13 protein-coding genes are annotated in these 13,007 nt (G+C 57.7%); 3 read left to right on the plus strand and 10 right to left on the minus strand.

The features are described from left to right. Positions 1–80 precede the first annotated feature (80 nt). From QMK58_RS24240 to colR, 5 genes are all read right to left on the minus strand, one after another. Complete coding sequence (locus tag QMK58_RS24240) at positions 81–308, minus strand: hypothetical protein (protein WP_053155185.1); 228 nt, start codon at positions 306–308, stop codon at positions 81–83. Positions 309–310: 2 nt separating this feature from the next. Further along, positions 311–1,024 (minus strand): lipopolysaccharide kinase InaA family protein, encoded by a 714-nt coding sequence (locus tag QMK58_RS24245; RefSeq protein WP_053155183.1) that lies wholly within the window; start codon positions 1,022–1,024, stop codon positions 311–313. 4 nt (positions 1,025–1,028) lie between these two features. Continuing rightward, on the minus strand, positions 1,029–1,697 hold the full coding sequence (locus tag QMK58_RS24250; protein WP_320395548.1) for a class I SAM-dependent methyltransferase: 669 nt from the start codon (positions 1,695–1,697) through the stop codon (positions 1,029–1,031). A 155-nt stretch (positions 1,698–1,852) separates the two neighbouring features. Continuing rightward, positions 1,853–3,133: a sensor histidine kinase gene (locus QMK58_RS24255; protein WP_053155179.1), complete on the minus strand. Its 1,281-nt coding sequence runs from the start codon at positions 3,131–3,133 to the stop codon at positions 1,853–1,855. Beyond that, on the minus strand, positions 3,123–3,806 hold the full coding sequence (colR, locus tag QMK58_RS24260) for a two-component system response regulator ColR (protein WP_053155177.1): 684 nt from the start codon (positions 3,804–3,806) through the stop codon (positions 3,123–3,125). The genes QMK58_RS24255 and colR overlap by 11 nt, the downstream gene beginning before the upstream one ends. Before the next feature lie 218 nt (positions 3,807–4,024). Here colR and QMK58_RS24265 point away from each other — a divergent pair, with 218 nt between their 5' ends. Continuing rightward, positions 4,025–4,768, plus strand: a complete 744-nt coding sequence (locus QMK58_RS24265; protein WP_053155175.1) for a phosphatase PAP2 family protein — start codon at positions 4,025–4,027, stop codon at positions 4,766–4,768. A 174-nt stretch (positions 4,769–4,942) separates the two neighbouring features. On the opposite strand, the gene groL is transcribed toward QMK58_RS24265, so the two are convergent. The 4 genes from groL to QMK58_RS24285 form a co-directional block, all read right to left on the minus strand. Next, positions 4,943–6,589 carry a chaperonin GroEL gene (gene groL / locus QMK58_RS24270; RefSeq protein WP_008053540.1) on the minus strand — a complete coding sequence of 549 codons (1,647 nt, stop codon included), beginning with the start codon at positions 6,587–6,589 and terminating at the stop codon, positions 4,943–4,945. A 48-nt stretch (positions 6,590–6,637) separates the two neighbouring features. Continuing rightward, complete coding sequence (locus tag QMK58_RS24275) at positions 6,638–6,931, minus strand: co-chaperone GroES (RefSeq protein ID WP_047532658.1); 294 nt, start codon at positions 6,929–6,931, stop codon at positions 6,638–6,640. 244 nt (positions 6,932–7,175) lie between these two features. Beyond that, positions 7,176–7,652, minus strand: a complete 477-nt coding sequence (locus QMK58_RS24280) for an FxsA family protein (protein WP_053155173.1) — start codon at positions 7,650–7,652, stop codon at positions 7,176–7,178. Between the two features lie 66 nt (positions 7,653–7,718). Continuing rightward, positions 7,719–8,450, minus strand: coding sequence for a HugZ family protein (locus QMK58_RS24285; RefSeq protein WP_320395549.1), 732 nt, complete (start codon positions 8,448–8,450; stop codon positions 7,719–7,721). 152 nt (positions 8,451–8,602) lie between these two features. On the opposite strand from QMK58_RS24285, the gene QMK58_RS24290 reads away from it, so the two are divergent. Further along, on the plus strand, positions 8,603–9,361 hold the full coding sequence (locus tag QMK58_RS24290) for an SDR family oxidoreductase (RefSeq protein WP_320395550.1): 759 nt from the start codon (positions 8,603–8,605) through the stop codon (positions 9,359–9,361). Positions 9,362–9,478: 117 nt separating this feature from the next. Here the strand turns inward: QMK58_RS24290 and apbC are convergent, their stop codons facing one another. Beyond that, positions 9,479–10,573, minus strand: a complete 1,095-nt coding sequence (gene apbC, locus QMK58_RS24295; RefSeq protein WP_053155168.1) for an iron-sulfur cluster carrier protein ApbC — start codon at positions 10,571–10,573, stop codon at positions 9,479–9,481. Positions 10,574–10,823: 250 nt separating this feature from the next. Between apbC and metG the strand changes: the two genes are divergently transcribed. Then, positions 10,824–12,875, plus strand: coding sequence for a methionine--tRNA ligase (gene metG, locus QMK58_RS24300; RefSeq protein ID WP_053155166.1), 2,052 nt, complete (start codon positions 10,824–10,826; stop codon positions 12,873–12,875). The last annotated feature ends 132 nt before the right edge of the window (positions 12,876–13,007 follow it).

Here is a 13,007-nt window from a genome sequence, read left to right on the forward strand (position 1 = left end):
GAGGGAAGGTGCAGGAGGGCAATCAGTGACAAAAAAAGGCCTCGCATTAGCGAGGCCTTTTTATTCTTGCTTCGATCGAGTCAACTTTGCGGCCTCATTCCTTGAGAAAGTCCGAACATGAACAGCAACAAATCATGGTCGGGCTGAGTGGCCACGGATGCCTTGGCTACCCGTGGCAACGGACAATGCTCTTCTGCGTTGATCGAGCTGAGAACCTGGGTGCGAGGCTGCTCCCACGCTGCCACCGCGATCGACGCAACTGCCAAGGCTCCTACTAGAAACAAACCTCGTGCAATTTCGAGTTTCATTGCTACAAACCTTTGATAGCGCTGCCAAACGCCGTCTCATAAAAGTAGACGAGTTTCTTCCAGTCCGCCGGATCGAACGACGAGTGGCGACGCAGCTGCTTCATGTCGTGAGCAGCGGCGCGATAGGCGGTCAAGCGCTGTCGACACTTCTCCAGGTCGATAAGTGCGATCTCGACATTCGCCGAATCGCCCTCACCCGTCACACGAACAAAAACGTGCTTGATGTAGATACAGCTGTGTTGCCAACGCCCCTTGTGCATGCGGGCCAGGTTTTCGGCCAGATCCTTCAGCACTCGGTCATGGACTGCTTCACCGTGACGCTCGCGACCACCGCCGGCGTACCAGTGTTCGATTTCCTCGAAGCCGTCCAGGGACTTGGTTACCAGCAGCGCCCTCCATTTATGAACGGGATCGCGCTGTGCACCGCAGAAAACCATGTGTGGAACGCGAACTCCAAGCGCGGTCACCCCGGTGAGCGCATCACGCTCACGCAACACCGTAGGACGACCAAACGGATGCAGCCAACTACGATGGATGTGTCCGGTCTGGCGCTTGATATAGAGCAACTGACCATCACTGCCGGTTACTCGCTGAACGCCACTCTCCCCACCGCGACGGACGTTGGGTTCCTCCACCCACTCACCGCGTTGATTCCAGAAGTAATCAAAGCGGTCCTGAGAAGGGACTTCCGTTTCTGCTGCACACTGCACTGCCATCCTGTTACCTCTTGCGTAATACGTAAACCCGCCACATGGCATAGAGCGGAATAAAGTCCAGTTGTTCCTGGATGCGGAAACCCGCCTGCTCAAATTCCTTTTCTACAGTAGCGGCCGGTAACACAAATCGGTTTTGGTAACCTTCCTGATTACGGGATTTCTCCGCGCGTTTACGTTTCCACGCTTTGAAATTGCCATCAACCCACAACGAAAGGATCACGCTATCGCGGGATACACGCTCGAATTCCCGCAAAATCGCCAGTCGATGCTCGGCTTCACCTATGTGGTGGAGCAATCGCATACAGAAAATGCTGTCGACTGCGTTATCAGGCAAGGCGATGTCGAATGCAGAGGTGTGCAAGGGTTGTACCCGTTTCACCACATCGGCAGGTTGCGACTGCGTGGCGATCTTCAGCATGGACTCCGAGTTGTCGGCGCCGATGATCACACGGTTTGGCTTTTCGGCCAGCATTGGCCAGAAACGCCCTGCTCCGCAGGGCAAATCGAGAACCAGGCCCGGTTCTCCCACCAGGGCCAGCGCCTTGCGTGCCATTTGCACGTCACGCCAGTGAGACAAGCGACGACCGAGACCATCCTGATGCTTGCGCAAATAGCGTTGCGCGTGCTGATCGTCATACTTTTCGGAAAAATCTAGTTTGATCGGGCCATCCATTATCACAGTCTCCTGAACTTCTGATGACAGCCACATTAGGTAGCGCCGTGTCAGCATCAGGTCATGCAATTGTGAAAATTTCGTTAAAAAAACCTCAAATTATTACAAGGTTTTTCAGAAATAGTTCCAATCGATATGACCTTCACTTATTGAGATTAGGCCTCAAGTTGAATCAGTTCCACTTGAAAACGACAGCCATGAGGTTCCATGGTTGTCAGGCTGACATTCCAGCCCTGGTTTTCACAGATCCGCTGCACCAGCGACAGACCAAGCCCCAATCCTTCCCCGCGTTTCTCGTTTCCGCGCACAAAAGGCTCGAACATTGCTTCGCGTTTTTCCTCAGGAATGCCAACACCGCTGTCTTCTACCAGAAAGCCAGTGGATGTCAGGGTCAAGCGGATGAACCCGCTCTCGGTGTAATGCAATGCGTTACGCAGCAGGTTGCCCATCACGGCATGCAGCAGCGTGGCGTTGTAACAAGTAATCGGCGGGTGCCCGGACTCGAAAATCAGCTTCAATCCCTTGGCTTCGATCGGCTCGCGCCAAAGACCGAGCAGACCATCAGCCACTGCGCCAAGGGTCTGCTGAGGCGACATATTGACGTCTTCACGTTGCGCACGCGCCAGCATCAGAAAGGTTTGCACCAGCTCGCGCATTTCTTCGCAAGCCCGGGCGATCCGCTCAACCTGAGCACGGCCACGTAGATCAAGACCGGGATTTTCGAGCAACAGTTCGCAGGAACTGGCCAGAACCATCAATGGGGTGCGCAGTTCATGGCTGACGTCACTGGTGAAAAGGCGCTCGCGGCTCAACGCCTGGCGCAAACGCCCAAGAGTCGCGTCAAATGCCACGGCCAATTCGCCGACTTCGTCTGCGGCGTAATCCGGTGCCAGCGGGGGTGCCAGACCTAACAGCTGATCGCGATGGCGCACTTGGCGGGCCAGGCGTACTACCGGTGCCATCACTTTGCGTGCCAGGACCCAGCCAAGAAACACGGCCAGTGCCAGGCTCAGCACGAATCCCACCAGCACCACCGCAAACAACACCCGTTCACGCTCTTCAAAGTCGCTTTGGTCCTGCAACAGGACGTAGTGCCGACCGTCGACGATTTCGACCATCGCGTGATACGACAGTTGGTCGCGGAAGACTTCGTGAAAACCCGGATCCAGATGACGCAAATCCTTGGGCAATTCAAAGTCGCCCGGACCACCGCTGAAATAGAACAGCTGATCCGGCTCGGGCCGATGGCTCCAGTCCGAGACACTGTCCATCAGCAGCAACCGCTGCAAATCGCCTCCCAGACCGGCCGAGATAAGTTTTTCTTCCACCAGATGCACCGTCGCGATGATGCCCATGGCGAAAGCACCCGCCACCAGCGCGCTCATCAGCGCAAAGGCGATGATGATCCGCTGGGAAAGGCTCTGTTTAAACTCCATCACGCCCCTCGGCCAAGCGGTAGCCCACGCCGTGCACCGTTTGAAGCAGCGGCTTGGCGAATGGCTTGTCGATCACCTGGCGCAGTTGGTGGACATGGCTGCGCAAGCTGTCGCTGTCCGGGCAGTCGTCGCCCCACAGCGCTTCTTCGAGAATTTCCCGGCGCAACACGTGGGGGCTTTTCTGCATCAGCACGGCCAGCAACTTCAGGCCCACCGGGTTGAGCTTCAGCAGGCGGCCTTCGCGGGTCACCTCAAGCGTATCGAGGTCGTAGCTCAAATCGCCAACCTGCAAGGTGCGACGTCCGCCACCCTGGGTACGGCGCATGACCGCTTCGACCCGGGCCGCCAACTCTGACAGGGCGAACGGTTTGATCAGATAATCGTCGGCACCGGACTTGAATCCTTGCAGACGGTCGTCCAGTTGATCGCGTGCGGTCAGCATGATCACCGGCGTGTCACGACGGGCATCTTCACGCAGGCGTTTGCACAGGGTGTAACCGTCGATACCGGGCAACATGATATCGAGCACGATCAAATCGTAGTGCTCGGTGGCCGCCAAATGCAGGCCCGACAATCCGTCCTGTGCGCAATCTACGGTATAGCCTTTGAGCCCCAGGTAATCGGCCAGGTTGGCGAGGATATCGCGATTGTCTTCAACCAATAAAATTCGCATGGGCATCTCTCCGTACACAGTAACGGCCGTCTTGGCCCGCGCAGCTTAAGGCCAAGTTCGGCTCACGGCTAGGACTGAGTGAAGCTCAAAAATATAGAAACTGACCGATTACGGCCTTAACAAGTTTTTCACTATCGATTCACACGCTGGCGACAGAATCGGGCACAAACTCCGCGCGACTGCGCATTTCAGAACATTTCACTGACCAAGGAACTCGCATGGTTTCGACCCTTGCACGCCCCGCCTCTCGCCCGCTCAATTTCTGGGTGTGCCTTGGGGTCCCCGTCATTGCGGCGATCATTTTGGTATTGCTTGAATTGACCAACCTGGACATGGACCTGGCCAAGCTGTTCTACGACCCGGTCGCCGGACAATTCATCGGGCGCCACAGTTACTTCCTGGAAGACATCCTGCACGACCGCGCTAAACAAGTGGTCATCGCCTTCTCGGTGTTTGCCATCCTCGGTTTCATCGGCTCGTTTTTCATCGCAAGGCTCAAGCCATTCAAACGGGAACTGGGTTGTCTTGTGCTGTCTCTGGCACTGGCGACCTCTTTTGTTACACCGATGAAAGCGGTGACGGCGGTGCAATGTCCATGGAGCCTTGAGCAATTCGGCGGTCACGAGACCTACAGCGAATTGCTGAGCCCGCGCCCTGCTACCGACAAACCCGGGCGCTGCTGGCCGGGTGGACATGCGGCGACCGGGTTCACATTGTTTGCCCTGTATTTCGTCTTGCGTGACCGCCGCCCGCGTTTGGCTCGCTCAGCATTTGTGTTCGCCTTTGCCCTGGGCAGCGTGTTTTCCATCGGCCGGATGATGCAGGGGGCGCACTTTTTTTCGCACAACGTTTGGACGGCGATTTTCTGCTGGCTGATTTGTCTGGGGTCGTACTACTACATTCTTTATCGACCGGTGGTGAACGCTGAGCGAGTGGCCAAGGCGGATCCGGTCAGCGTATGAACTGACGCCATCGCGAGCAAGCTTGCTTCTACATGGACGATGTAGTTCCTGTGGTTGCGTGGCTTGCCCGCGATGGGGGCGACGCGATCTCCAGCCCCCCCAAAAAAATCGAAGACAATAAAAAACCCCGCCTGCTTTCGCAGGCGGGGTTTTTAGTACAGGGGTGAGGCTGGCTTACATCATGCCGCCCATGCCGCCCATACCGCCCATGTCTGGCATACCGCCGCCAGCACCGCCGTCTTTCTTCGGTGCATCAGCAACAGCGGCTTCGGTGGTCAGGATCAGACCGCCGATCGACGATGCAGCTTGCAGAGCGGAACGGGTTACCTTGGTTGGGTCCAGGATGCCCATTTCGATCATGTCGCCGTACTCGCCAGTCGCAGCGTTGTAACCGAAGTTACCTTTGCCGTTCTTGACTTCGTTGACCACAACGCTTGGCTCGTCACCGCTGTTGGCAGCGATCTGACGCAGCGGTGCTTCAACGGCACGGCGCAGAACAGCAATACCTACGTCCTGATCAGCGTTGTCGCCTTTCAGATCGTTCAGGGTTTGCAGAGCGCGGATCAGCGCAACGCCACCGCCAGGTACCACGCCTTCTTCAACGGCTGCACGGGTAGCGTGCAAGGCGTCTTCAACGCGGGCTTTTTTCTCTTTCATTTCTACTTCGGAACCAGCGCCAACCTTGATCACTGCAACACCGCCGGACAGTTTGGCCAGACGCTCTTGCAGTTTTTCACGGTCGTAGTCCGAGGAAGTTTCGGCAACCTGAGCACGGATCTGAGCAATGCGGGACTCGATGTCGCCTGCTACGCCAGCACCGTCAACAATGATGGTGTTTTCCTTGGAGATGGTCACGCGCTTGGCGCTACCCAGGTTTTCCAGGGTGGCTGCTTCCAGGCTCAGGCCGATCTCTTCGGAGATAACGGTACCGCCAGTCAGAACGGCGATGTCCTGCAGCATGGCCTTGCGGCGGTCGCCGAAGCCTGGAGCCTTGACGGCTGCGACTTTAACGATGCCACGCATGTTGTTCACGACCAGAGTCGCCAGGGCTTCGCCTTCAACGTCTTCGGAAACGATCAGCAGTGGACGGCCAGCTTTGGCAACGGCTTCCAGCACTGGCAGCATTTCGCGGATGTTCGAGATCTTTTTGTCGACCAGCAGAACCAGCGGATTGTCCAGCTCGGCAACCATGGTTTCCGGCTTGTTGACGAAGTACGGGGACAGGTAGCCACGGTCGAACTGCATGCCTTCTACAACCGACAGTTCGTTTTCCAGGCCAGTGCCTTCTTCAACGGTGATCACGCCTTCTTTACCGACTTTTTCCATGGCTTCGGCAATGATGTCGCCGATGGAGTTGTCGGAGTTGGCCGAGATGGTGCCTACCTGAGCGATTGCCTTGGTGTCAGCGCAAGGCTTGGACAGGTTCTTCAGCTCTTTGACGATAGCGATGGTCGCTTTGTCGATACCGCGCTTCAGATCCATCGGATTCATGCCGGCAGCGACGGCTTTCAGGCCTTCGTTGACGATCGACTGAGCCAGAACGGTAGCGGTGGTAGTACCGTCACCAGCGTCATCGTTGGCACGGGAGGCAACGTCTTTGACCAGCTGCGCGCCCATGTTTTCGAAACGGTCTTCGAGTTCGATTTCTTTGGCGACGGAAACGCCGTCCTTGGTGATGGTCGGAGCGCCGAAGCTCTTCTCGATGATCACGTTACGGCCTTTCGGGCCCAGGGTCGCTTTTACCGCGTCAGCCAGGACGTTGACGCCTTTGAGCATTTTCTTGCGGGCGGAATCGCCAAACAGAACTTCTTTAGCAGCCATGATCGATATTCCTTAAATACTTTGTAGTAGCGGAAAATGAACGGGGAATCAGCCTTCGATAACAGCGAGGATTTCGTTCTCGCTCATTACCAGCAGGTCTTCGCCGTCGACTTTCACAGTGTTGCTGCCGGAGTAAGGACCGAACACAACCTTGTCGCCAACCTTGACGGCCAGTGCACGCACTTCACCGTTGTCCAGTACGCGGCCGGTGCCGACAGCGAGGATTTCGCCGCTGTTGGCTTTTTCAGCAGCCGAACCTGGCAGAACGATACCGCCAGCGGTTTTCTTTTCTTCTTCGCTGCGACGGATGACGACGCGGTCATGCAGAGGACGAAGCTTCATTGTCGATCTCTCCTAATTGTGGTTTTCATCGGCCGGTGTAGTCCCGGCGGGTTTAACAAAGTCCGGCGGTGCCGGGTGCGGTTCGTCAAGCGAACCGCGGAAGTCTGTCTGGCGTGATCGCCAGAAACCTTGCGGTGACCGTTACATAAGGGCGTACAAACTGATTACAAGGGCAGGGATCGAAAATTTTTCCTTTCACCCCCTAAACGAACACGGCACCCGAAGGTGCCGTGAGTCGAAGCTATTACTTGGTGTCGCGGTGTTCGAACTCGCCTTCGATCACATTGGGCTCACGCCCCAGCGGCTCGCGCGGCGCGGGACCGCCCCGGGCTTGAAGATCATCGGCGAACGCACGTTGGCGGATGGCCTGCTCTTCGGCACGCCGGCGCATTTTATTGGCCAGCAGGCGACGGCTGATCGGCAACAGCATGATCAAGCCAATCACGTCGCTGATGAAACCCGGCAGGATCAACAGACCACCGGCTAACGCCAGCATCAGGCCTTCGAGCATGGTCTGGGCCGGCAGCTCACCGCGGTTCAGGCTTTCACGGGCACGCAGCGCTGTAGCCAGTCCGGCGATGCGCAGCACGAACACACCGAACATCGAGCCGAGAATGACCAGCAGCAGGGCCGGGAAAAACCCGATCGATCCTGCCACCTTTACGAATACGAACAGCTCCAACACCGGGAACAGCAGAAAGAGCAACAAAAAAGGGCGCATCAAATGGTTCCTCAACGCAAGAATGCCTTGCCAGTTCACCTTAGATGACGTCGCCGTTTCGTGAATTCAAGCGTCGGCCACTTCATTTTTTGGCCAATGTTCGGCGTGAGCCAGTGAAACCAAGGCCTCGCGGACTTGTGTCGGCGTATTACAAGGTGCCTGGAACGGCAACCAGTATAGGCTCTGACCGATACGCAGGTGCATGCCTTCGGTATCGATACCGACCATTTGCGCCGCTGCGGTTTTCGGCAAACCGGCCAGATCGACGTAATGGGCAATGGCCTTGGCATGATCGGCGTTCATGTGTTCGACCATACTCACCTCGGCCTTGCCGGCAAACGGGTTGGCCAGAGTCAGGTCGTTGACCCAGTGAATCGCGCCGAAACCACCGATGTAACGGTGGCGTACCGGCTCAAGCACCCAGAAATCAAAATCATGCGCCGTGTGGTAGCTCTGTGATTCCGGGAAGTAGCGGTAGTAACGTTCGGCCGCCGCTGCGATGGCCCCTTCGCCTTCCAGTTGTTGCGCCTCGGCCAGGTAAGTCAGGCGACCAACGGCCTGCACATCTTCCGCCCCGCGCTCGCCCACGAACAGCGAACATTTCGGATCTTTTTGCAGGTTATGAGTGTGCTGGGCGATGCGGCTGATCAGGATCAGGGGCCGACCCTGCTCGTCCAGGCAGTAAGGAACCACAGAGCCGAATGGAAAGCCGGGCATCGATTTGGAGTGCGTGGAGAGCACGCCACGGTATTCCTTGAGAAGCAATTCTCGTGCATGCTTAGCCGCTTCAACGCTCAATTTATGACTCCTTGAATAGAATCCGTCAGAAAAAACGGACAGCGACTGGCAAAAGTTCCAGCGCGCCATTAGGGGCAGTTCTCATGTGCCAAGGTAGGCGTGATGGAGAAGATGCCTATGAAAAAACCCAGACCATTTACCGGGGCATGCGAATGCAACTCACTGACAAAGTAATCATTATCACTGGCGGTTGCCAGGGTTTAGGCCGATCCATGGCCGAGTATTTCGCGAATAAAGGCGCGAAACTGGCGCTGGTGGACCTGAACCAGGAAAAACTCGACGACGCCGTCGCTGCCTGCAAGGCCAAGGGCGTCGAAGCCCGCGCTTATCTGTGCAACGTTGCCAATGAAGAGCAAGTGACTCATATGGTCGCCCAGGTTGCCGAAGACTTCGGCGCGATCCATGGCCTGATCAACAACGCCGGGATCCTGCGTGACGGCCTGCTGCTCAAGGTCAAGGACGGCGAAATGACCAAGATGAGCCTGGCCCAATGGCAGGCGGTGATCGACGTCAACCTGACCGGCGTGTTCCTGTGCACCCGTGAAGTCGCGGCCAAAATGGTCGAACTGAACAACAGCGGCGCGATCATCAATATCTCGTCGATTTCCCGCGCTGGCAACGTCGGTCAGACCAACTACTCCGCCGCCAAGGCCGGTGTTGCAGCCGCGACCGTGACCTGGGCCAAGGAACTGGCGCGCTACGGCATCCGTGTTGCCGGCATTGCACCAGGCTTCATCGAAACCGAAATGACCTTGGGCATGAAGCCTGAAGCGCTGGAGAAGATGACTGCCGGGATTCCGCTCAAGCGCATGGGCAAGCCTGAAGAGATCGCCCATTCGGCGGCTTACATCTTCGAGAACGACTACTACACCGGTCGGATATTGGAGATGGATGGCGGGTTGCGTATCTAAAGCAAGATCAAAAGATCGCAGCCTCGCTTCGCTCGACAGCTCCTACAGGTGTAGGCCAATCCAATGTAGGAGCTGTCGAGCGAAGCGAGGCTGCGATCTGTTTATAGGCGCCGCAAATCAATCGTCGCTGATGCTGATATTCGGCATCGCCGGCGTCAACGCTTCCTGCAACACGATCCGCGCACCGACATGGCGGGCCAGCTCCTGGTAAACCATGGCGATCGGGCAATCTGGCTCGGCGATCACGGTTGGCTTGCCACCATCGGCCTGCTCGCGGATTTCCATCGCCAACGGCAACGAAGCAAGCAGTTCGACACCATACTGGGTCGCCAGCTTCTCACCACCACCCTCACCGAACAGATGCTCGGCATGTCCACAATTCGAGCAGATGTGCACGGCCATGTTTTCCACCACACCCAACACCGGAATGTTGACCTTGCGGAACATTTCCACACCCTTGCGTGCGTCCAGCAATGCCAGGTCCTGTGGCGTGGTGACGATGACCGCACCGGCCACCGGCACTTTCTGCGCCAGGGTCAGCTGGATGTCGCCAGTGCCTGGTGGCATGTCGATGACAAGGTAATCCAGATCGCCCCACGCGGTTTGCGTGACCAGTTGTAGCAGGGCACCGGAAACCATTGGTCCGCGCCAGACCATCGGTGTGTTGTCGTCGGTCAGGAAGGCCATGGACATCACTTCGACGCCATGGGACTTGAGCGGCACAAACCACTTCTGATCCTTGACCTCGGGACGGGTGCGCTCCGGGATACCAAACATGATGCCTTGGCTCGGACCGTAGATGTCCGCGTCGAGAATCCCCACCTTGGCGCCTTCACGGGCCAGGGCCAATGCCAGGTTGGCAGCGGTGGTGGATTTACCCACGCCGCCCTTGCCGGATGCCACGGCCACTACGTTCTTGACATTGGCCAGGCCCGGTATCTGTGCCTGAGCCTTGTGCGCGGCAATCACGCTGGAGATGTCGACACGGGCGCTTGCCACACCATCCAGCCCTTCAATGGCCATTTGCAGCATCTGCGCCCAGCCACTCTTGAACAGGCCGGCGGCGTAACCCAACTCGAGCTGAACACTGACGCGATCGCCCTGGATGTCGATGTTGCGCACACACCCGGCGCTGACCGGGTCCTGGTTCAGGTAAGGATCGGTGTATTGGCGAAGAACGGCTTCCACCGCTGCGCGATTGACGGCGCTCATGGGCAACTCCGAAAACAGGACTTGGAAAGGATGAGGGGTATCGTACCTGTTCTAAGCGTTCGGCGGGATGCTCAAAAGATCGCGCTTTTGTAGGAGCCCGGCTTGCCGGCGATGGCATACCCAAGACCGCTATCGCCGGCAAGCCGGGCTCCTACAGTTCGCTCATCCAATGAAACAGGCTCACAGGGTGAAAAATATGCGCCGGCGCTTTATAGTGGCCGACCTCCGTTTCATCAAGTAGCCGAGCCCCATGTCCGAGCCACGCAAGATCCTCGTCACCAGCGCCCTGCCCTATGCCAATGGTTCGATTCACCTCGGCCATATGCTGGAATACATCCAGACCGATATGTGGGTGCGCTTCCAGAAGCACCGCGGCAACCAATGCATCTACGTCTGCGCCGACGACGCCCACGGTTCGGCGATCATGCTGCGCGCGGAAAAGGAAGGCATCACCCCGGAACAATTGATCGCCAACGTCCAGGCTGAACACAGCGCCGACTTTGCCGAGTTCCTGGTGGACTTCGACAACTTCCACTCCACTCACGCTGAAGAAAACCGTGAGCTGTCGAGCCAGATCTACCTGAAGCTGCGCGACGCCGGGCACATCGCCACGCGCTCGATCACCCAGTATTTCGACCCGGAAAAGAAAATGTTCCTGGCCGACCGCTTCATCAAGGGCACCTGCCCGAAATGCGGCACCGAAGACCAGTACGGTGATAACTGCGAAAAATGCGGTGCAACCTACGCTCCGACAGACTTGAAGGATCCGAAGTCGGCAATCTCCGGCGCCACCCCGGTGCTCAAGGATTCCCAGCACTTCTTCTTCAAGCTGCCGGACTTCCAGCAAATGCTGCAAACCTGGACCCGCAGTGGCACCCTGCAGGACGCTGTCGCCAACAAAATTGCCGAATGGCTGGATGCCGGCCTGCAACAATGGGACATCTCCCGCGATGCGCCGTACTTCGGTTTTGAGATTCCCGACGAACCGGGCAAGTACTTCTACGTGTGGCTGGATGCGCCAATCGGCTACATGGCCAGCTTCAAGAACCTGTGCGACCGCACGCCGGAGCTGGACTTCGACGCGTTCTGGGGCAAGGACTCCACCGCCGAGCTTTACCACTTCATCGGCAAGGACATCGTCAACTTCCACGCCCTGTTCTGGCCAGCCATGCTCGAAGGCGCGGGCTACCGCAAGCCGACCGGCATCAACGTCCACGGCTACCTGACCGTCAACGGTCAGAAAATGTCCAAGTCCCGCGGCACCTTCATCAAGGCCCGGACCTACCTGGATCACCTGTCGCCGGAATACCTGCGTTACTACTACGCGGCCAAGCTCGGCCGTGGCGTCGACGACCTGGACCTGAACCTCGAAGACTTCGTGCAGAAGGTCAACTCCGACCTGGTGGGCAAAGTCGTCAACATCGCCAGCCGCTGTGCCGGTTTCATCAACAAGGGCAATGCCGGCGTCATGGTCGACACCAACGCAGCGCCTGAACTGACTGATGCCTTCCTGGCCGCCGCGCCAAGCATCGCCGACGCCTATGAAGCCCGCGATTTCGCCCGCGCCATGCGCGAGATCATGGGCCTGGCCGACCGCGCCAACGCCTGGATCGCCGACAAGGCGCCCTGGTCGCTGAACAAACAGGAAGGCAAGCAGGATGAAGTCCAGGCCATCTGCGCTACGGGCGTCAACCTGTTCCGCCAACTGGTGATCTTCCTCAAGCCGGTGCTGCCATTGCTGGCCGCTGACGCCGAGGCGTTCCTGAATGTCGCGCCCCTGACCTGGAACGACCATGCGACCTTGCTCAGCAACCATCAGTTGAACGAGTTCAAGCCGTTGATGACCCGCATCGACCCGGTCAAGGTGCAAGCCATGACCGACGCGTCAAAAGAAGACCTGACCGCCAGCCAGACCGACACCGGCGAAGCTGCACCAGCGGGCAACGGGGAACTGGCGAAAGACCCGCTGTCGCCGGAAATCGAGTTCGATACCTTCGCCGCAGTCGATTTGCGCGTCGCGCTGATCGTCAAGGCTGAGCATGTGGAAGGCGCCGACAAACTGTTGCGCCTGACGCTGGACATCGGCGACGAGACCCGCAACGTGTTCTCCGGAATCAAGAGTGCCTATCCGGACCCGTCGAAGCTCGATGGTCGCCTGACCATGATGATCGCCAACCTCAAGCCGCGGAAAATGAAGTTCGGCATTTCCGAAGGCATGGTGATGGCGGCGGGCCCTGGCGGTGAAGAAATCTATCTGCTCAGCCCTGACAGCGGCGCCAAGCCTGGTCAGCGCATCAAGTAAATTTGTGCGGCAATCCGATCCCACAGCCGTGCCTGGCGCGACTGTGGGATTTTCATGTCTGGCCCATAATGTCCGTAGGAGCTGCCGCAGGCTGCGATCTTTTGACTTTGCTTTTAAAGATCAAAAGATCGC

This window comes from Pseudomonas sp. P8_241, from assembly GCF_034008315.1.
Taxonomy (GTDB): Bacteria; Pseudomonadota; Gammaproteobacteria; order Pseudomonadales; family Pseudomonadaceae; genus Aquipseudomonas.